The organism is Rhodococcus sp. FG69, from assembly GCF_057808915.1.
The window spans coordinates 13,066-33,482 of sequence record NZ_JBMDIX010000017.1; the positions used below are offsets into that span (position 1 = coordinate 13,066).

Genomic DNA, 20,417 nt, shown 5'->3' on the forward strand with positions numbered 1-20,417 from the left:
ATCAGCCCCGACGGTCTCGTCGGCCGGCTTTCCTCGTGCGCCGATGCTGCCGAGCCATGTCGAGGCGAATGGTCGGAACGGCGGTCACCACCAGCGCGAACACCAGACCGGCCGCAACCAGCAATACGACGATTCGTCGATCGATCAGTGAAGAACCGACCGCACCGAATGCGAGCACTCCCACCCACAGGTAGATGACCAGGACGACTCGGCGGTGCGAATGTCCGATCTGAAGCAATCGGTGATGCAGGTGCATCTTGTCTGGGCTGAAGGGGCTGCGGCCCGCCCGTGTACGCCTGATGACCGCCAGCAGGAGGTCGAGTATCGGAATGAACATGACCGCGCCGACCAGCAGGAGTGGCGACAGCAGGCCGAGCAGATCCCGGGGGCCGTACGCCACGAGCGGGATTCTGCCCGACGCACTGGTCGCCACCGTCGCGAGCATCAGTCCGATCAGCATGGATCCGGAATCGCCCATGAAGATGCGGGCCGGCTGGAAGTTGTGCGGGAGGAACCCGAGACAGGCACCGGCCAGCGCCGCAGCAATGACCGCAGGCGGGTAGATGCTCACGTCGCCACCCTGTTCGTGAAGCAAACCGACTGAGAACACACAGATGGCAAGCGACGCGATGAGGCCGAGCCCGGCTGCCAAGCCGTCGAGGCCGTCGACGAAGTTCATCGCGTTCACCATCACGACGGTGATCAACACGGTGACGAGACCGGCCTGCAGTTGGTCGAGAACGAGAGTGCTGCCACCGTCGGGACCCCACGGCAGATAGAGCAGATACCAGCTGACTCCCATGACGACCAGGACTCCAGCGGCCGTTACTTGGCCGACGAATTTCGTCAGGGCATCGAGACCCCACCGGTCGTCGATGATGCCGACTCCGACGATCACGAATCCGGCCACCATCGCCGCCGGGATGTCCTGGTTGTACTCGGGGTTGAAACCTCGGGCGAGAGCAGGCAGTTGCGACGCGAACAGCAGCGCCACCAGCATTCCGAGGTACATCCCAGTGCCGCCGAGTCGCGGTGTCGGCGTCACGTGGACGTCTCGCTCACGGGGAGCGGCGACTGCCCCGAACTTGATCGCGAGAACGCGAACACCACCGGTCGCCAGGAACGTCACGACAGCGGCGGTGAGGAAGACGAGCAGGAGCTCCCTGATCGGGACGCCCGCGCCTTGCCCGGACTGCGCGAGGTTCTGGACCGTCATGCGTCGGGGTAGGCCGGCTTGCGCGTCACGAGATCCGTCACGTCGCTCTTCACGGCGGCAAGCTCGCGGTCACCGTCGGGGGTGCCTGCCTCGGCGCGCACTGCACGCGAGAGCAGTACACCGACGGTGTTCATATCGGAGGTATCGAATCCTTGGCTCGTCACCGCGGCAGATCCGACCCGAATACCCGACGCGACGGCGGGCGGCGCCGGATCGAAGGGAATCGCGTTCTTGTTGAGGGTGATCCCGGCTGCCGCGCAACGATCTTCCGCGGTGCGACCGTCGACACCGAGGTGCTGCAGGTCGATCAGCGCAAGGTGAGTATCGGTGCCACCCGACACCGCACGCATCCCCGCGTCGGTCAGCGATTGCGACAACGCCCGTGCGTTGGCGACCACCTGAGCTGCGTACTTGCGGTAGCCGTCGGTCTGGGCTTCACGGAATGCCACGGCCTTGGCAGCGATGGTGTGCATCATCGGGCCGCCCTGACTGAACGGGAAGACAGCTTTGTCGATGGCTCGCGCGTGCTCCTCGCGGCACATCAGCATGCCACCGCGCGGCCCGCGCAACACCTTGTGCGTGGTGGCAGACACGACGTCGGCATACGGGACGGGCGACGGAATCGCCTGTCCGGCAACCAGTCCGATGAAATGCGCCGCGTCGACCCACAGGATCGCACCTGCCTCGTCGGCGATGGATCGGAACGCTGCGAAATCGATCTCCCGCGAGTAGGCCGTCGCTCCCGCGACGATGATCCGGGGTCGGTGCAGAAGCGCCAACTCGCGTACCTCGTCGTAGTCGATGAGCTCGGTGTCGCGGCGCACGTGATACGGAACGGCGGTGAACCACCTGCCGGAGAAATTGACCTTGGAACCGTGGGTCAGGTGGCCACCGTGCGGCAGACTCATCGCGAGCACGGCGTCGCCCGGTTGAGCGAAGGCCGCGTAGACGGCCAGGTTCGCACTTGCCCCCGAATGCGGCTGCACGTTGGCGTGGTCGGCACCGAAAAGGGACTTGGCGCGCTCGATCGCCAGAGTCTCGGCGCGGTCCACCACCTCGCATCCGCCGTAATAGCGGTTGCCCGGGTAGCCCTCGGCGTACTTGTTCGTCAGAACACTCCCCTGCGCAGCCAGCACAGCAGCCGAAGTGAGATTCTCGCTGGCGATGAGCTGAAGGCCACCGCGCAATCGGTCGAGTTCATCGGTGACGACGTCGGCGATCTCGGGATCGACCGCCTCGAGCGCGGCGAAATCCGGACCGAAGAATCGTGGTTCCGTCACGGCGCCGCACTCCCCTGCACAAGACTGTCCGCGGTGACCCCGAGCACCTCGGCGATGGCATCGGTCGAAATTGCGCCTGCCCGCAGAATCTTGGGCTGCTCCGACGTCAGATCGACGATCGTCGACGCGACTGCATGCTCGGCGGGGCCGCCATCGAGGTAGACCGCCGCCGAACCGCCGAGTTGGTCCCTCGCCTCGGTCACCGTCGTCGCGGGGGGTTGACCCGAGATGTTCGCGCTGGAGACCGCGAGCGGCCCGACCTCACGCAATAGTTCGAGCGCGACCGGATGCAAAGGCATACGCAACATCACGGTGCCATGCGCATCGCCCAGATCCCACGCGAGGGACGGTGCCTGCTGCACGACGAGACTCAGCGCGCCGGGCCAGAATGCTCTGATCAGATCTCTCGTCCGCGGCCTGACGCTCCCGACGAGACCGTCGATCGTGTTCCAGGAACCAACGAGCACCGGCACCGGCATGTCCCGGCCGCGCCCCTTGGCGCGGAGCAGATCGGTGACAGCGCTGCCGTCGAACGCGTCGGCTGCGAGGCCGTACAGGGTGTCCGTCGGCATGACCACCAGACGCCCGGACTTGAGTGCGCCCCGGGCTGCGGACAACCCGGCTGCTCGAGAATCGGCATGCTGGCAGTCGTAGACGGTACTCACCCCCCTATCCTGTCACTCGTTGCATCGCCGGCGGCGTCAAGGTTGGCCCAGTGGGTCGCATGTCGACCGGATCGCCCACGCGGGCAATCGGCCTAGCTGTCCGCGGAGACCGCCCGTGACGCGACGACGAACCGAGGGCGACCGGACAAATCAGGATGCTCGACGACATCTGTGAACACACGTCTCCGTTCGAACAACGCTGCAACGCGATCGCCGTGTGAATCATCGTGTTCGACACCTACTCCCCCACCTACGGCGAGCCACCGAGCGATGTTGCCGATCATCGGCTCGATGACCGAGAGTCCGTCCACGCCACCGAAAAGGGCCAGATGTGGATCGTGCTCGAGTACCTCCGGCTCCAACTCGGCGCCCTCGGGGATGTACGGCGGGTTGGCGACGATGACATCGACCCGACCGTCGAGTTCGGTCAGCAATTCACGGTCGGTGACATCTCCGTGGTGCAGCGTGATCGGAGTGTCACCGCGTTCGGCGCGGAGGTCTGCATTGCGGCGAGCCCACGCCAGCGCAGACGGATCGAGTTCGACGGCATGGACCTGCGCGTCGGGCCTCGCATTGGCCAGTGCGAGCGCGAGAGCACCCGAGCCGGTACACAGATCGAGGATGACCGGCGGTTTCCGATCGACCCCTTCCACGAATGCAAGCGCCCAGCCGAGTAGCAGTTCGGTCTCGGGCCGTGGAACGAACACTCCCGGCCCGACTTCGACGTCGATGTTGCCCAACGCCGTCGTTCCAGTGATGTACTGCAACGGAATTCGCTTGGCGCGCTGCTCGATGGTCCGGTAGTACGCCTCGATCACCTCTGGTTCGACGAGGGGAACGAGTCCGAGACGTCCGCGCTCGACACCGACGAGGTGCGAGGCGAGCAATTCGGCGTCGACCCTGGGGCTGGGCACACCGGCCGCCTCCAGGGTCGCGGTTGCCTCCAGGATGGCCAAGCGAAGCGGTTTCCGAGTCACCACTACAGCGTGCCATGCCGCACCGACGCCCCGCGCAGGCGTCAGATTCGCTTCAGAAGCTCGGCCTTCTTGGTGAAGAACTCGTCGTCGGTCAGGATGCCTTTGTTGTGCAGAGATGCGAGCGACTCGATGGCCGAGGTGACCTCGTCGATGTTCAGGCCTCCAGTGGAACCCGTGTCGGCGACGGGCGGCGACTGTGGCTGAAAGTTCGATGGGGCCGGCGAGGGCGCCGGGGCTTGTTCGGGTGTCCGGGATGGTGCTTGGGCCGACTGCGACGGATCGACCAAGGGCAGGCTCGCAGCGGTGAACGTGCCGTACTGACTTGTGAATTCCAGCGAGCCCGGGCCACCACCCTGCTGCTGTTGCACGCCACCGATCGAGTGATCGAGTGTGTCGTAGACCGATAGGCGACCGTTGGCCAGCACCGCGAGGCGTCGCGAACTCGGGAAGTAGGCGTACTGCGAGCCGTTCTGCCCGCCGCTGGAACTGGGGCTGCCGAGATCGCTCGGCCACCAACTGGAGCCGAATCCCGAATTCGTTTGCGCGGGCGGATAGACCTGCTGGTTCGCCAGCAACTCGGACAGATCGCGGCACAATCCGTCGACGCGTGCTTTGAGTCCGTGGTCGAACATGTTGCCGACCATCGTCATCCCGCCGCGCATCCACTGTCCCCCGCCGCCGAGTTCGGGGACGTTGAACTGTGCCATCGATCCACGACCGGCGTTGACGGCGTCGAGCATCGTGCGTACAGCTGCGGTGGAGACGCCGTACCGGCCGGCCAACTCCGCAACTGCGTTCTCACCCGCGGGTGTCAGTTCCTGGTACATCGGCACCTTTCCTGTGCGCTTCGGCCCGTGGGAGGCGAATTATTCGGCTTGCATCCGCGCGTCTCGATCGGCCTTGGCAAGGGCGTCGAGCAACGCATCGAGCTCACCATCGAGTACGGCATCCAGGTTATGCGACTTGTAGCCGATCCGATGATCGGTGATGCGGTTCTCCGGAAAGTTGTAGGTGCGGATGCGCTCGGAACGGTCGACGGTGCGAACCTGACTCGCTCGTCCGGCCGCAGCCTCTTCGTCGGCAGCCTCCTCGGCCGCAGCTTGCAGTCGAGCCGCGAGGACCTGCATCGCACGCGCCTTGTTCTGCAGCTGAGAGCGTTCGTTCTGACAGGTGACGACGATCCCGGTGGGCAAGTGGGTGATCCGCACAGCGGAGTCGGTCGTGTTGACGCCCTGCCCGCCCTTGCCGGACGAACGGTAGACGTCGATCCGGAGGTCGGTCTCGTCGATCTGTACTTCCTCGACCTCGTCGGGCTCCGGGTAGACCAGGATTCCGGCCGCGGACGTGTGCACTCGTCCCTGCGATTCGGTCACGGGCACTCTCTGAACGCGATGCACGCCACCTTCGAACTTCAGTCGGGCCCACACACCGTCGACCGAACTGCCCTTCGCCTTGATGGACAACGTCGCGTCCTTGTAGCCGCCGAGATCGGAGACATTGGCGTCGAGGATTTCGACCCGCCACCCGCGACGCTCGGCGTAGCGCACATACATCCGTGCAAGGTCGGCGGCGAACAGCGCCGATTCCTCGCCGCCCTCACCGGATTTGACCTCCATCACGATATCGTCGCCATCGTGCGGATCACGCGGAGCCAGAAGATCGGCAAGAGTCTGTTCGAGGGCCACCACAGTCGCCTCGAGTTCAGGAACCTCGGCGGCGAAGGACGCATCGTCGGCGCCCAACTCGCGTGCAGCCGCGAGATCGTCCTGCGCGGACGTGAGTTTCCCGTGAACCGACATGATCGGGGCGAGTTCGGCGAATCGCTTGCCCGCACGCCGCGCCGCCGCCGGATCGTCGTGCAAGGCAGGGTCGGCGAGCTGCTGTTCCAGGCCCGAATGCTCGGCCAGAATGTCGTCGATGGCCGAAGGCTTCGTCGTCCTCGCCATGGGTGCGCTCCGCTCTAGTACTCGATAAGTCCATATATACAAAAGCCGACGCCCGCCCTGTAGACATCACAGGACGGGCGTCGGGAGAAAAGCTAGCTGTCGGCGTCAGCCTTCTTGCCGGCACGCTTTCCGTAGCGAGCCTCGAAGCGCGCAACGCGACCACCGGTGTCGAGAATCTTCTGCTTGCCCGTGTAGAACGGGTGGCACTGCGAGCAGACCTCGACGTTGATCCGGTCTTTGTCGGTGGTGCTGTGGGTCTCGAAAGTATTGCCGCAACCGCACACAACCGTGGTCAGCGTGTAGTCGGGGTGAATTCCTGCCTTCATGGTGTCCCTTTCAGATGGTCGCCGGGTCGCCCTCGCCATTCGAGAGCGTGAACCGGAACCGGACTCGGCCGTTCAGTATGCCAGAGAGGTCTTCCGACCTGCTAATCGTCTTGATTTCCTCACCGACAGGTGCTTCAACACCCGCACCTGTCGGCTTGTTCCCACGCTGGACCCGAGTGGTCAGTCGTCGAGCGCGCCGGGCGCGGTCTTCGACACCTGGATCAGGAACTCGACGTTGCTCTTGGTCTTCTTCAGGCGATCGACCAGCAGATCGATTGCCTGATGCGAGTCCAGACCCGACAGAACGCGGCGAAGTTTGTGAACCACGGCCATCTCGTCGGGACTCAGCAGCAACTCGTCGTGACGGGTGCTCGACGGGTTGATGTCCACGGCCGGGAACACGCGCCGTTCGGCGATCTTGCGATCGAGCTTGAGCTCGGCGTTACCGGTGCCCTTGAACTCCTCGAAGATCACGGTGTCACCGGTGGAGCCGGTCTCGACCATGGCCGTTGCGATGATCGTGAGCGATCCACCGTTCTCGATGTTGCGGGCAGCACCGAGGAAACGCTTCGGCGGGTACAGCGCTGTCGAATCGACACCACCGGACAAGATCCGGCCCGACGCAGGCGAACTGTTGTTGTACGCGCGACCCAGTCGAGTGATCGAGTCGAGCAGCACGACGACATCCTGACCTGCTTCGACGAGACGCTTCGCACGCTCGATCGCGAGCTCGGCGACTGCTGTGTGATCACCTGGCGGACGGTCGAATGTCGAGGCGATGACCTCGCCCTTGACCGAGCGCTGCATGTCGGTGACTTCTTCCGGACGCTCGTCGACCAGGACGACCATCAGGTAGCACTCGGGATTGTTGACCGAGATCGCGTTGGCGATCGCCTGCAGAACGCTCGTCTTACCGGCCTTCGGCGGGCTGACGATCAGTGCGCGTTGACCCTTACCGATCGGCATGACCAGGTCGATGATGCGCGTGGTCAGGATGTTCGGCGTCGTCTCCAACCGCAGTCGCTGGTTCGGATACAGCGGGGTGAGCTTGCCGAACTCCGGACGCTTGCGCGCAGTCTCGGCATCGCCACCGTTGACGGTGTCCAGGCGAACGAGCGGGTTGAACTTCTGACGCTGATTCGACTGCTCACCTTCACGAGCCACACGAACAGCACCGGTCACGGCGTCGCCGCGGCGGAGTCCGTTCTTGCGCACGAGATTCATCGAGACGTACACGTCGTTCGATCCCGCGAGGTAGCCGGAAGTACGCACGAATGCGTAGTTGTCGAGCACATCGAGAATGCCCGCTACCGGCTGCAGTACGTCGTCTTCGCGGATCTCGGGCTCGCGCTCGTTTCCTCCGCCGCCACCGCCGCCTTCGCCGCGGTCACGCCCACGACGACGCTCACGGAACCTGCGGCCCCTGCGGCCACGGCCGTCGCCGTCGTCCTCGGAGTTGTCACGGTTGTCGCGGTTGTCTCGGGGACCGTTGTTGTTGCGGTCGTCCCCACGAGAGTCGTTCTGGTTCTGGTTCCGGTTGCGGTTGCCTTCACCCCGGTTGCTCTCGCCCCGATTGCTTTCACCCCGGTTGTCGCGGTTGCGCTCGCCGCGAGTGCGTTCGTTGCGCCCACCCTCGGAACGGTTGCCGTCGTTGTCGGAGTTCTCGCCACGGCCTCCAGCGTCACCACGGCCGCCGCGAGCACCGTCGTTGCCGTCGGTCGAATTCCGGTTTTCCCGATCGGCGCGACCACGCCGCGGCCGCTCGTTGGACGCGGAATCCGACTCGCCTGCGTCCGCACCCGAGGGCTGGGAGTCAGGAGTCGTGGCGGGCGCTGACTCGGGAGTGGTAGCCGAGTCGGCAGTGGCAGCGGTCTCGTCCAGCGGGAGCTGGTCTGAAGCGCCTGCTCTACGACCGGCGGTACGCCGACTTCGCGTACGACGAGGCGTGTCCGTTGCATCGTCCGCATGTGGTTCAGGAGAAGCTGTGGAGCTCGTCTCGGGCGCCGGAGTTTCGGCAGTGGGAGTCACGGACTCCTGAGCGCGAGTCTTGTCGGCTGTGCTACGTCGAGGGGTCTTGGGTGCATCGGTTGTTGCCGCTGCACCACCACCTTGACGTGCAGAAATGGCGGCGATCAGATCGCCTTTACGCATGCCGGAGATGCTTTTGATGCCGAGTTCGCCCGCGAGACTACGCAGCTCGGTGAGCACCATTCCGGACAGGCCAGCTCCGCGTCGCGTCTTTTCGGGCGCAGAGATCAGTTCCGTATCGGTCACGGAGGTCCTTTCCTTCCCTCGCTCGCAGTCTGCGCAGTCGAGGGTTCGTTTCCGTAGCTCGAATCTCTTTCGAGCACGGATATTGCCGTTCACGATCGAATTGCTTCCGACGGACGACCGACCTGAATCCGCATAAAAGGCTACGGAGGATCGAAGCCAGGAGCGTCAGTCGAATCGGACGTGAATTCCCCCGAATACGATGACAAGATTGCCCTGGTAAAAACCGGCGTCTGAAGCGCACGTTGTACGGACGACCCTCAGGATAGCGTCGATCATCGCGGTCGGCAAGAACCCGCTACCGGCGAGTCACACCGGGGTCACTCATGACGTGCAGACGCCGTCGGCCACATCCAGTTCGAGGACGCGAATCCCCTCGCTCGTCGCCTGCTCCTTCAAATCCGTCGGGAAGGGTTCGGTGCAGAGCGCAAGCACTGTGGGGCCCGCACCGGACAGGACCGCGGCGATTCCCCGCGATCGAAGCGCGGTGATCCACTTCGTTGCCGCGGGTAGGGCGCTCGACCGCTGACCCTGATGGAGCATATCCTCGGTTGCCGGGATCAGCAGGTCCGGTCGCTGCGTCAGGGCCACAACGGCGAGCGCACCTCGACTGACGTTGAACGCGGCATCACGATGCGGCACCAACTCGGGCAACAATCCGCGAGTGTGCGAGGTCGACGACCGCTCCGCTGGAACGAGTGCGACGACGTGGATGTCGGGATGAACCGGCAACCGCACCGCCGAGTAGATTCGCTGCGAGCCACTGTCGCTTGCCGGCTCACTCCACGACACGACCGCACCACCGAGCACACTCGCCGATGCATTGTCGGGGTGTCCTTCGAATTCAGAGGACAGTTGCACCAACTGCCGATCGGTCAAGGCAAACGCCGGATCGAGCTTGGCCGCCAATCCGTTGGCGGCGGCCAACCCGCCCACCACCGCGGACGCAGACGATCCGAGACCACGGGAATGTGGAATTACGTTGGTGCACACCACATCCAGACCATCCGCCCACACTCCGGCCGCCTCGAGACCGCGCTCGATCGCGCGGACGACGAGATGCGAGGGCCCCCAGGGAACATCCTCGGCACCCTCGCCTTCGACGTGGATACTGAGCCCGGACGCTGTGATGGTGACTCGGATCTCGTCGTAGAGACCGAGTGCGATTCCCAGTGTGTCGAACCCGGGCCCGAGGTTGGCGCTCGACGCAGGAACACGCGCCGTGACCGTCAACCCCAGCGGCAGTGTTGTCGTCATGGCCTGGGACTCTGCCACTACGCCAACTCGAGCGCAGATGCCACGGCAACAGGGTCGACCGGGATCGGCTCGACCACAGGCATTCCTGACAATGCGGTGTCGGGGTCCTTCAAACCGTTACCCGTCACCGTGCACACGACACGTAGGCCGCTGTCCAGCCAGCCTTCCTTCCGCGCGGCGAGCAAGCCCGCGATGGAGGCCGCCGACGCAGGCTCGACGAAGACGCCCTCGGATTTGGCCACCAGGCGGTACGCCTCGAGGATCTCCTCGTCGGTAGCAGCACGGAACGCTCCGCCCGACTCCTCCTTGGCAGCGACTGCGCCGTTCCACGAAGCGGGCGAGCCGATACGAATGGCCGTTGCGATCGTCTCCGGGTCTTTCACCGGTGCACCGTGAACCAGCGGCGCCGCACCTGCGGCCTGGACCCCGAGCATGCGCGGCTTGATCGTGGTGAGCCCATCTCGGAAGTACTCCGAGTAGCCGCGCCAGTAAGCCGTGATGTTGCCCGCATTGCCGACCGGGAGCACGTGCACGTCCGGTGCGTTTCCGAGAGCGTCGCAGATCTCGAAGGCCGCAGTCTTCTGCCCTTCGATGCGAACCGGGTTGACCGAGTTCACCAGCCCGATTGTCGGAAACTCTGCAGTTGTCTTCCTCGCAAGTTCGAGGCAGTCGTCGAAATTGCCCTGAACCTGAATGATCTTGGCGCCGTGCATGACTGCCTGAGCCAGCTTGCCCATCGCGATCTTGCCCTGAGGAACAAGAACGGCGCAGCCCATGCCCGCTTTGGCGGCGTAGGCGGCGGCAGAGGCGGACGTGTTGCCCGTCGATGCGCAGAGAACAGCTTCCTGACCGCGGGCAAGTGCGTCGGTGACCGCCATCGTCATTCCGCGGTCCTTGAAGGAACCGGTCGGGTTGAGACCTTCGACCTTGAGATGCACCTCGCAGCCCGTGATCTCGGACAGCCGTTCCGCGTGGATCAGCGGGGTTCCGCCTTCGAGCAGGGTGACAGTCTTCCAATTCGGGCCGATCGCAAGACGTTCACGATACGCCTCGATCAGACCCGGCCATGGGGTGTGCACGGTCATTTATGTGCCTTCCAATCTCAGAACACTGGCTACAGAGGTGACGACGTCGAGCTTGTCCAACGCCGAAACAGTTTCGGACAGAGCAGAATCCGCAGCGAGGTGCGTCACGACCACCAGACGTGCGCCGTCACCCGAGCCCGACTGGCGAACAGTGGAGATACTCACGTCGCGCTTGGAGAACTCAGCAGCTACGGTCGCAAGGACTCCAGGCTTGTCGGCGACCTCCATGCTGACGTAGTAGCGGGTCGAGATGTCACCCATCGGCGCGATCTTGAGCTTGGCGTACTTCGACTCCAGTGGTCCACGACCCCCGTAGAACTTGTTGCGGGCGGCCATGACCAGATCACCGAGCACGGCAGAAGCCGTCGGCGAGCCGCCTGCGCCCTGTCCGTAGAACATCAGCCGTCCAGCCGCTTCCGCCTCGACCACGACGGCATTGAACGCGCCGTTGACCGTCGCGAGCGGATGGTCGCGCGGTACCAGTGCCGGGTAGACCCGGGCAGAGATCCGCTCTTTCCCTTTCGGCGTCGTGATGCGTTCGCAGATGGCCAGCAACTTGATCGTGCAGTCCAGCGACCGTGCCGTCTCCAGATCCGCCGAGGTGATGTTGCTGATGCCCTCGCGGTACACATCGCCTGCGGTAACACGAGTGTGGAACGCGATGGACGCGAGGATCGCGGCCTTGGATGCAGCGTCGTAGCCCTCGACGTCGGCCGTCGGGTCGGCTTCCGCGTAGCCCAAGCGGCCCGCTTCGACGAGAGTCTCCGCGTAGTCGGCTCCGGTCTCGTCCATGGCGGAGAGGATGAAGTTCGTGGTGCCGTTGACGATGCCGGCGACCTTGGTCACCCGGTCCCCGGCGAGGGACTGCATCAGCGGACGGACGACGGGGATCGCACCGGCAACTGCCGCCTCGAAATACAGATCCGCGCGGGACTTCTCGGCTGCCTCGTTGAGTTCACCCGTGTATTCGGCGAGCAAGGCTTTGTTCGCCGTCACGACGGACTTGCCCTTTTCGAGGGCAGCGAGGATGAGCTTGCGTGGAACGTCGATGCCGCCGAGAACCTCGACGACGATGTCGACGTCGTCCCGATTGACGAGCGACTCGGGATCGTCGGTGAGCAGTGCGGCGTCGACGCCACGCTTGCCGTCGACACGACGAACGGCGATTCCTCGAATTTCCAGTGGCGCACCGACTCTCGCGGCGAGATCCTCGGCGTTCTCGGTGAGGATTCGGACGACTTCGCTTCCGACGTTACCGAGACCGAGAACGGCGATTCCTATCGGCTTCGCAGTCATGGCTGCACCTCCAAGCTGAGCAGATCTTCCAGTGTCTCCCGGCGCAGAACGAGCCGGGACTTTCCGTCTTTCACCGCTACGACCGCCGGACGAGTCAGCAAGTTGTAGCGACTGGACATCGAATAGCAGTACGCGCCTGTGGCGGCGACTGCCAGCAAGTCTCCTGGACCGACATCGGCAGGCATCCAGGTGTTCCTGATGACGATATCGCCACTCTCACAGTGCTTTCCGACCACGCGGGCAAGAACTGCCTCGGAATCACTGTCACGAGAGACCAGTCGGCAGTCGTACTCGGCTTGGTAGAGGGCGGTGCGAATGTTGTCGCTCATCCCACCGTCGACACTCACGTACCGTCGTCGCGTCGTCGCGTCGACCGTCACGTCCTTGATCGTGCCCACCTCGTACAACGTCACCGTGCCCGGCCCGACAATGGCGCGCCCGGGCTCGACGTCGACGTTCGGTACCGGGAGGCCGACCTGGGCAGACTCGGTTGCCACGATGGACTTCAGCTTCGCCGCCAGTTCGTCTATCGGCGGTGGATCATCGCTCGGCACATACGAAATGCCCATCCCGCCACCGAGGTCGATGGTGGAAATCTGCGACGTCTTGTCGACACCGAACTCCGAGACGACGTCCCGCAAGAGGCCGATCAGCTTGTGCGCGGCCAGTTCGAAACCGTCCACTTCGAAGATCTGCGAGCCGATATGACTGTGTAGCCCGACCAGACGCAGGTTGCCCGCGGCGAAGACACGTCGGATGGCTTCGAGAGCCGAGCCGTCGGCAAGCGAGAACCCGAACTTCTGATCCTCGTGTGCGGTGGCGATGAATTCGTGGGTGTGCGCTTCGACGCCGACGGTCACCCGAACAAGGACGTCCTGCACCTTGCCCAGTTCACCAGCGACGGTGTCGAGGCGATCGATCTCGATCATGGAGTCGAGCACGATGTGTTCGACTCCCGCACGCGCACCTGCGGTCAGCTCGTCGACCGACTTGTTGTTGCCGTGCATCGCAATTCGCTCTGCCGGGAACCCGGCAGCGAGTGCGATAGCGAGTTCGCCGCCGGAACTGACGTCGAGCGAGAGCCCTTCGTCGGCGACCCAACGTGCGATTTCGCCGCACAGAAACGCCTTCGATGCGTAGTGCACGCGTGCGGGGTCGCCGAATGCCTCGGCCATTTCCCGCGCACGTGAGCGGAAATCGTCCTCGTCGATCACGAAGAGCGGGGTTCCGTACTCGGCTGCCAGTTCGGTGACCGGCACTCCTGCCAGCGTCACGACACCATCGTCACCTCGGCGGGCATGACGCGGAAAGACGTGCGCGGGTAGCGCAGTCATCTCTGCCGCCGACCTCGGCCGTTCCTGTGTCGCTTCCTTCGCAGGCGCGTCCGCGTGTTTCGGACCCGCCGGATGGGCGCTCACATGCGCTCCGGTGCACTGACGCCGAGCAAGGCGAGGCCATTGGCCAGCACCTGCCGGGTTGCGTTGCCCAACGCCAAACGGGCTGTGTTCACAGGACCTGGCTCCTCGTCTCCTTGTGGAAGTACTCGGCACGCGCCGTAGAACCGATGGTAAGCACCGGCCAACTCTTCCAGATAACGCGCGATCCGGTGAGGTTCACGCAGGTTGGCGGCGCTGGCCACCACGCGAGGGTAATCACCGATGGTTCGGATCAGCTCCCCTTCCTGCTCGTGCACGAGCAAGCTCAGATCGGGTCCCTCTGCGTCGATGCCGAGTTCGGCTGCGTTTCGCGCCAACGACGCAAGACGGGCGTGCGCATACTGCACGTAGTACACCGGGTTCTCGTTGGTCGCGCTGGCCCACAGTGCGAGATCGATGTCGATACTCGAGTCGACCGATGAACGCACGAGCACGTACCGCGCCGCATCGACGCCGATGGCGTCCACGAGGTCGTCGAGAGTGATGACGGTGCCCGCGCGCTTGCTCATCTTGACCGCGACACCGTCGCGCACCAGATTCACCATCTGCCCGATCAACACCTCGACAGTGTCCGGATCGTCGCCGAAAGCTGCAGCTGCGGCTTTCAACCGGCCGATGTACCCATGGTGGTCGGCACCGAGCATGTAGATGCACAGATCGAATCCGCGCTGGCGCTTGTTCTGGAAGTAGGCGATGTCACCGGCGATGTACGCGGCGTTGCCGTCGCTCTTGATGACGACCCGGTCCTTGTCGTCGCCGTAGTCGGTACTGCGAAGCCACCAGGCGCCGTCCTCGGAATAGAGGCTTCCGGAGTTCTTGAGGTATTCGACGCTCTTCTCGACTGCGCCGGATTCGAACAGCGAGTTCTCGTGGAAGTAGACGTCGAAGTCGACGCCGAACTCGTGGAGGTTCTTCTTGATCTGACCGAACATGAGCTCGACGCCGATCGACCGGAAGGTCTCCGCCTGCGGAACCGGCGCCATGGCGAGAACCTCGGGGCTCTTCGCGACGACCTGCTGCGCGATTTCTTCGATGTATGCACCTGCGTAGCCGTTCTCCGGTGCGGGTTCGCCCTTGGCCGCGGCGATCAAGGATCGGCTGAACCGATCGATCTGTTCACCGTGATCGTTGAAGTAGTACTCACGTACCACCTCAGCTCCCTGCGCCGACAGGATCCGGCCGAGGGCATCGCCGACCGCAGCCCAGCGAGTACCGCCGAGGTGGATGGGACCGGTCGGATTGGCCGAGACGAATTCCAAGTTGATCTTCTTGCCGGCAAGCGCGTCAGCGGAACCGTAGGCTGCGCCCGCGGCCAGCGCCTGGGCGACGATGGCGCCCTGCGCGTCGGCGGCTAGACGAATGTTGAGAAAGCCCGGACCAGCAACTTCGGCACTCGCAATCGAGGCGTCGGCGGTCAAGGCATCGGCAAGCCAGCCGGCGAAATCACGGGGGTTCGCACCGGCCTTCTTCGCAATCTGCAGAGCGACATTGGTTGCGTAATCGCCGTGCTCGGGGTTACGTGGACGTTCGACCGTCACCTTTTCAGGCAGTACGGACGCGTCGAGACTACGGTCGGCGAGCACCGTGGCAGCGGTCGCGCGTAGTAGTTCGGCAAGGTCGGCGGGAGTCACAGGTGTCTATCCTATGGTCTCGGACCCAGCCAGTTGCCACTGACGTCGTCTCGGCGGCTGCGACACCTCAAAGGATGCGTTCAGCTCGGGACCGTACAGTAGGGGCGCTCTGCGATCACAGGTCGCCACGGATCGCGGACCGAACGAAGTTTGTGTGCGCCCCGGTGCACCTCCGACAACCGAAAGAGCGACGACAGCGATGCCCACGGGTTCCAACAACGGCGGTCCAGACAAGAAGTCGGCAGCCAAAGCCAGCAAAGCAATGAAGGCAACCAAGAAGAAGAGCGGCGGCGTCCCTGCGAGGGGCAAGTCCGGCCTGCCCACGGGGCGACAGATCCCTTGGTTCGCAATCGGCGCAGGCGCGATCGTCATCGGCCTCATCGCCGTCCTCGCCATCAACCTCGTCCCGAAGTATCAGGATCGCGCGGAAGCACAGCGTTGGGAGCCGAGCGAGAGCAATCAGGATCCATCGACGGCGATTGCGGACGTCGCCGTGCAGCCTTACGAAGCTGCTCTGCACGTGTCACCGACGCAGCGCGTGGCCTACGACCAGGCTCCCCCGTTCGGTGGACCGCACGACGCGACCTGGGCCACCTGCACCGGCATCGTCTACCCCGAGGCGATCCGCACCGAGAATGCAGTCCACTCCCTCGAACACGGCGCGGTATGGATCACCTACAATCCGGATGAGCTTTCCGAGGACGAGATTTCCACGCTCGCCGACAAGGTCGACGGTGAGACCTACACGATGATGTCGCCGTATCCCGGACAGGACACTCCGGTGTCGCTTCAGTCCTGGGGCCACCAGCTCAAGGTGGACAGTGTCGACGACGAGCGGGTCGATCAGTTCATCTCCGCCCTGCGCCTCAACCGCTACCAGTACCCCGAGGTCGGCGCGAGCTGCGCGACGGTGCCCGGCGGCGGATTCGATCCCGACAACCCACCGCTGTTCGACGCCTCGGCTCCCGGCGCGGATGCAGTCCCGATGGACGGCGGCGGCATCACCCCGGACACGAGCGAAACGTCGGGGATGGGCGGACTGCCGTCGGATCTCCAGCTCCCCAGCGACCTCCAGGTACCTGCTGAAGCGCCTGCAGCCCCGGCCCCTGCATCCTGATGTCCGAACCGTCACAGTCGACACGAGTCGGGCGACCACAACTCGTCGCGCTGATCGCACTCGGCGTCATTGCCGTGCTCACGGTCGGGTTCGCGCTCGGTTTCTTCGCTCGAACCAACGTTCTCGGCGGTGACGACTCGACGCCGGCGGCCGATTCCGTGGATGTCGGCTTCGCGCAAGACATGTCGGTGCACCACAACCAAGCCGTCGACATGTCCGCGATCGCGCTGACCAACGCGTCGGATCCCCTCGTCCGGAACCTCGCGTTCGACATGCTGACGTCACAGCAGAATCAGGTCGGACAGATGCAGGGGTGGCTGGCGATCTGGGATCGCGCCCCGGTCGGCTCCGACGGGTACATGGGGTGGATGACCGCCGACGATCACGGGCATTCGATGTCCATGTCAGCAGAGTCGGCGCATGAGTCGGGATCCGTCGCGTCGATGCCGGGAATGGCGTCAACGGACGAACTCGCCGCGCTCCGGCAGGCAACCGGCCCGGACGTCGACGTGATGTTTCTGCAGTTGATGCTGCGCCATCATCAGGGTGGTCTGTCGATGATGGAGTACGCGGCAGATCATGCCGAAACTCCGGCTCTGGTGCGCCTCGCCCAGTCGATGATCTCGACCCAGCAGAGCGAGGCAACACTGATGACCCAGATGTTGGCCGAGAAGGGCGCCGAACCCCTCCCCACCAGCTAGTGGAGGGTGTACGTCCAATCGGTCACCTCGGGCATGTCCTCCATGTGTTCGACGACGTAGCTCGCGTGACGTTTCAGCTGGGAATTGCAGTAGTCCACGAGCTCACTGCCCTTCTCCGGAACACGACGCGAGCGCCGTAGCGCTTCGAGTACGAGGTGGTAGCGACTCATCCTGTTGAGCACCACCATGTCGAACGGTGTGGTGGTGGTTCCCTGTTCGTTGAACCCGCGCACATGGAAGCGGTCGACATTCGGTCTCCCGTGCAGCAGTTCGTGGACTGCCCGCGGGTATCCGTGAAACGCGAAGACGACGTCGGTGTCCGCTGTGAACAGGTCGATGAACTTCGCTTCCGAGAAGCCGTGCGGATGATCGCCGGGCGTCACCAGCGCCATCAGGTCGACGACGTTGACCACTCGCACCCTCAAGTACGGAACCCATTCCTGGAGAATCTGCGCCGCCGCGAGGATCTCCTGCGTCGGAACGTCGCCTGCCGCGGCGAGAACGATGTCCGGGTCGGTCGGGCTGCCGGCCGACTCCGTCTCGGTCCCCGCCCAAGCCCACATCGACGCGCCCGCGGCGCAATGCTCTCGCGCCTCGTCGAGAGTCAGATACTGCAGGTGCGGTTGTTTGTCGACGACAATGAGATTGACGTGGTCTCGACTCCGGAAGCAATGATCGGAAATGGACAACAACGTGTTCGAGTCCGGTGGTAGCCAAATACGTACGACTTCCGGCGACAGCGGAATGACCGCATCGATCATCCCCGGGCCCTGATGACTGAAACCGTTGTGGTCGTTTCGCCAACACGTGCTCGTCAGCAGCACGTTGAGTGAGGCCACCGGTTCGCGCCACGCCAGATCAGCTGCATGCTGCAGCCATTTGACGTGCTGGATCATCATGGACACACTCACCATCGCGAAGGCTTCGTAGCTCGCGAAGAGTCCGTGTCCACCGGCGAGAACGTATCCCTCCAGCCAGCCCTCGCACAGATGCTCGCTCAGTACTTCCATGACCCGGCCGTCGGGCGAGAGATGGTCGTCCCACTCCTCCGTCGGAAGCTGCCAGCACCGATCGGTCTGCTCGAACACCGCCGCCAGCCGATTGCTGGCCGTCTCGTCCGGGGAGAACAGCCGGAAGTTGCCGCCGCCGTCGTCGCGTCCATTTTGGGCGTAGATGTCGCGCATCAGTTCGCCGAGGACCCTCGTCGTATCGTGGAAACCGCCACCTGGAGATTCGATCTGAATCTCGTACTTCTCGAGCGGCGGAATGCGCAGCGGCTGAAGGAGTCTGCCGCCGTTGGCGTAGGGCGTGGACCCCATGCGCTTGTCCCCCTCGGGGGCCAGCGCGGCAAGTTCGGGAACGAGGGTTCCGTCGTTGTCGAACAGTTCCTCCGGACGGTAGGACCGCAGCCAGGTCTCGAGCTGGGCCAGGTGTTCCGGGTTGGTCCGTACTCCGCTCAGTGGCACCTGGTGGGCCCGGAAGGTTCCTTCGACCAGAACGCCGTCGACCGTATGTGGGCCCGTCCATCCCTTCGGAGTGCGCAGCACGATCGCGGGCCAGCGTGCGTCTGCCGACGTACCACCGTCGCGGGCAGCAGTCTGGATGAGCCGAATCTTCTCGTGCGATTCGCGCAGGACGCGCAGCAGCTCGGGAAATACGACGCGGGGATCGGTTCCCGACACGACGACCGGCTCCCAACCTTGACCGTGCAGGAAGTCGACGATGTCCTCGTCGCTGCTGCGCCCGAAGACGGTCGGCCCGGCGATCTTGGCACCGTTGAGATTGAGAATCGGCAGGACGGCCCCGTCTCGGCGTGCGTTGAGAAATGCGGGAAGCTTCCACGAACCAGCCAGTGGTCCGGTCTCGGCCTCGCCGTCGCCGATGACGCAGGCGATCGTCAGATCTGGACGATCGAAGGCGGCGCCGCCCGCATGCACCAGCGCATACCCGAGCTCACCGCCCTCGTGGATGCTCCCCGGCGTCTGGACACTGACGTGGCTCGGAATCCCGCCAGGAGCGGAGAATTGACGGCACAACCGTCGGACTCCGTCGGCGTCCGGCCCGACGTGCGGGTAGATCTCGGAATACGTTCCTTCGAGGTACGTCGACGCGACCAGTGCCGGTCCACCGTGGCCGGGCCCGGTGACGTACAACCAATCGGAGTCGGTGTCCTTGATGTGTCTGTTCAACAGCGTGTAGACCATCGACAGACAGGGACTGGTCCCCCAGTGGCCGAGCAGCCGCGGCTTGATGTGCGATGCATCGAGGGGCTCGCGCAGCAGAGTGTTGTCCTTCAAGTAGATCTGGGCCACGGTCAAGTAGTTCGCAGCAGCCCACCACGCGAGGTCGAGATCGAGGTCTTCGGTCGAGTACTCGTGAGCGGTCACAGGCGTCCCTTCCTTGTGTACATCCCTCGACTCTCCTCCCCGCACGTCAACACGAGGGTGATTTCAGGTGACCAATGTGATGCGCTAGTCTTGGACCCGCCCACAGGCACGCCGGAACTTCGGCGGGCCCCCGTAGCTCAGGGGATAGAGCGTTCGCCTCCGGAGCGAAAGGCCGCAGGTTCGAATCCTGCCGGGGGCACCCAAATAGTCACGTTCGAACCTGCGCCGCGAGGCGCAGGTTCGAATGTGCCGCTTCTCGAATGCCGGACAGTCAGGGCATTGCCGCTCCCGCTCAGGCATCGCCGATCCCGTACGCCTTGGCCATGACAGTCTCTGTTACGTTGCGCGGCAACATTTTTAGGTCTTGACCGGATTCCGCGCCAGCCCGATCAACGACAGTATCGGCCCTCCGATGATCACGAGCCGTTCGACCAGGCCCGGATGAGCGATCGCAAGTCGCGTGGCCACGATGGAACCCATCGAATACCCGATGGACGATACAGCCCGCGCGTCGAGAGCCTCGCAGATGGCGGCCACTGCCCCCACAGTCCTTCATCCATGTCGCACTGCCGCTCGGCCGCTCGGCCGCTGCACAGAACTGCACATTCCGCCCATGAACCCCTTCGACGCCACCTCGTTCCGATCTGCATCGACGGCACGGGATCCCCGCACCCCAGAGCCCTGCCGCGATTGCGTTGGCTGTGACGCAGTCTGCCGGTCTACCACCGGGTGCCGTCTTCGCCAAGTTGGTCGGCGTTGCCCACCCGTACGAGATGGTGGATTACACCGAGTCTCTGGTGTTCGCGCAGACGTACAATCTCCCCAT

The 20,417-nt window shown here is 64.2% G+C and carries 17 protein-coding genes and 1 tRNA gene; 3 read left to right on the plus strand and 15 right to left on the minus strand.

Annotated elements, in window-relative coordinates:
- Window position 1: 1 nt before the first annotated feature.
- The 13 genes from ACODSO_RS14785 to argS form a co-directional block, all read right to left on the minus strand.
- Window positions 2–1,216, minus strand: coding sequence for a glycosyltransferase family 4 protein (locus tag ACODSO_RS14785; protein WP_489037500.1), 1,215 nt, complete (start codon window positions 1,214–1,216; stop codon window positions 2–4).
- Entirely contained in the window at window positions 1,213–2,496 is a 1,284-nt protein-coding gene (gene glyA, locus ACODSO_RS14790; RefSeq protein ID WP_489037501.1) for a serine hydroxymethyltransferase, read from the minus strand. Before glyA ends, ACODSO_RS14785 begins: the two co-directional genes overlap by 4 nt.
- A complete protein-coding gene (locus ACODSO_RS14795) occupies window positions 2,493–3,161 on the minus strand; it encodes an L-threonylcarbamoyladenylate synthase (RefSeq protein WP_489037502.1) in 669 nt (222 codons plus the stop codon). The genes glyA and ACODSO_RS14795 overlap by 4 nt, the downstream gene beginning before the upstream one ends.
- Before the next feature lie 92 nt (window positions 3,162–3,253).
- On the minus strand, window positions 3,254–4,138 hold the full coding sequence (gene prmC, locus ACODSO_RS14800) for a peptide chain release factor N(5)-glutamine methyltransferase (RefSeq protein ID WP_489037503.1): 885 nt from the start codon (window positions 4,136–4,138) through the stop codon (window positions 3,254–3,256).
- Between the two features lie 41 nt (window positions 4,139–4,179).
- On the minus strand, window positions 4,180–4,965 hold the full coding sequence (locus ACODSO_RS14805) for an SHOCT domain-containing protein (RefSeq protein WP_489037504.1): 786 nt from the start codon (window positions 4,963–4,965) through the stop codon (window positions 4,180–4,182).
- Between the two features lie 39 nt (window positions 4,966–5,004).
- Window positions 5,005–6,084, minus strand: coding sequence for a peptide chain release factor 1 (gene prfA / locus ACODSO_RS14810; protein WP_068370121.1), 1,080 nt, complete (start codon window positions 6,082–6,084; stop codon window positions 5,005–5,007).
- A 92-nt stretch (window positions 6,085–6,176) separates the two neighbouring features.
- On the minus strand, window positions 6,177–6,410 hold the full coding sequence (rpmE, locus tag ACODSO_RS14815; protein ID WP_072807073.1) for a 50S ribosomal protein L31: 234 nt from the start codon (window positions 6,408–6,410) through the stop codon (window positions 6,177–6,179).
- A gap of 180 nt (window positions 6,411–6,590) precedes the next feature.
- Window positions 6,591–8,684, minus strand: coding sequence for a transcription termination factor Rho (gene rho / locus ACODSO_RS14820; protein ID WP_489037505.1), 2,094 nt, complete (start codon window positions 8,682–8,684; stop codon window positions 6,591–6,593).
- Between the two features lie 321 nt (window positions 8,685–9,005).
- Window positions 9,006–9,938 carry a homoserine kinase gene (gene thrB / locus ACODSO_RS14825; RefSeq protein ID WP_068370148.1) on the minus strand — a complete coding sequence of 311 codons (933 nt, stop codon included), beginning with the start codon at window positions 9,936–9,938 and terminating at the stop codon, window positions 9,006–9,008.
- Window positions 9,939–9,955: 17 nt separating this feature from the next.
- The gene (thrC, locus tag ACODSO_RS14830; protein ID WP_068370128.1) at window positions 9,956–11,023 is read right to left on the minus strand and encodes a threonine synthase; all 1,068 of its coding nucleotides are present in this window, start codon (window positions 11,021–11,023) and stop codon (window positions 9,956–9,958) included.
- Window positions 11,024–12,319: a homoserine dehydrogenase gene (locus ACODSO_RS14835; protein WP_489037506.1), complete on the minus strand. Its 1,296-nt coding sequence runs from the start codon at window positions 12,317–12,319 to the stop codon at window positions 11,024–11,026.
- Window positions 12,316–13,737: a diaminopimelate decarboxylase gene (lysA, locus tag ACODSO_RS14840; RefSeq protein WP_489037507.1), complete on the minus strand. Its 1,422-nt coding sequence runs from the start codon at window positions 13,735–13,737 to the stop codon at window positions 12,316–12,318. The genes ACODSO_RS14835 and lysA overlap by 4 nt, the downstream gene beginning before the upstream one ends.
- A complete protein-coding gene (argS, locus tag ACODSO_RS14845; protein WP_489037508.1) occupies window positions 13,734–15,386 on the minus strand; it encodes an arginine--tRNA ligase in 1,653 nt (550 codons plus the stop codon). The genes lysA and argS overlap by 4 nt, the downstream gene beginning before the upstream one ends.
- Before the next feature lie 199 nt (window positions 15,387–15,585).
- Between argS and ACODSO_RS14850 the strand changes: the two genes are divergently transcribed.
- Both ACODSO_RS14850 and ACODSO_RS14855 read left to right on the plus strand, forming a co-directional pair.
- Entirely contained in the window at window positions 15,586–16,503 is a 918-nt protein-coding gene (locus ACODSO_RS14850; RefSeq protein WP_489037510.1) for a thioredoxin-like domain-containing protein, read from the plus strand.
- Window positions 16,503–17,204 carry a DUF305 domain-containing protein gene (locus ACODSO_RS14855; protein WP_489037511.1) on the plus strand — a complete coding sequence of 234 codons (702 nt, stop codon included), beginning with the start codon at window positions 16,503–16,505 and terminating at the stop codon, window positions 17,202–17,204. Before ACODSO_RS14850 ends, ACODSO_RS14855 begins: the two co-directional genes overlap by 1 nt.
- Here the strand turns inward: ACODSO_RS14855 and ACODSO_RS14860 are convergent.
- On the minus strand, window positions 17,201–19,591 hold the full coding sequence (locus ACODSO_RS14860) for a phosphoketolase family protein (RefSeq protein ID WP_489037512.1): 2,391 nt from the start codon (window positions 19,589–19,591) through the stop codon (window positions 17,201–17,203). The genes ACODSO_RS14855 and ACODSO_RS14860 overlap by 4 nt on opposite strands.
- A gap of 126 nt (window positions 19,592–19,717) precedes the next feature.
- Here ACODSO_RS14860 and ACODSO_RS14865 point away from each other — a divergent pair.
- Window positions 19,718–19,790: transfer RNA gene (locus ACODSO_RS14865), tRNA-Arg, on the plus strand.
- 158 nt (window positions 19,791–19,948) lie between these two features.
- Here ACODSO_RS14865 and ACODSO_RS14870 read toward each other — a convergent pair.
- Entirely contained in the window at window positions 19,949–20,128 is a 180-nt protein-coding gene (locus ACODSO_RS14870) for an alpha/beta fold hydrolase (protein WP_489037513.1), read from the minus strand.
- Window positions 20,129–20,417 lie beyond the last annotated feature (289 nt).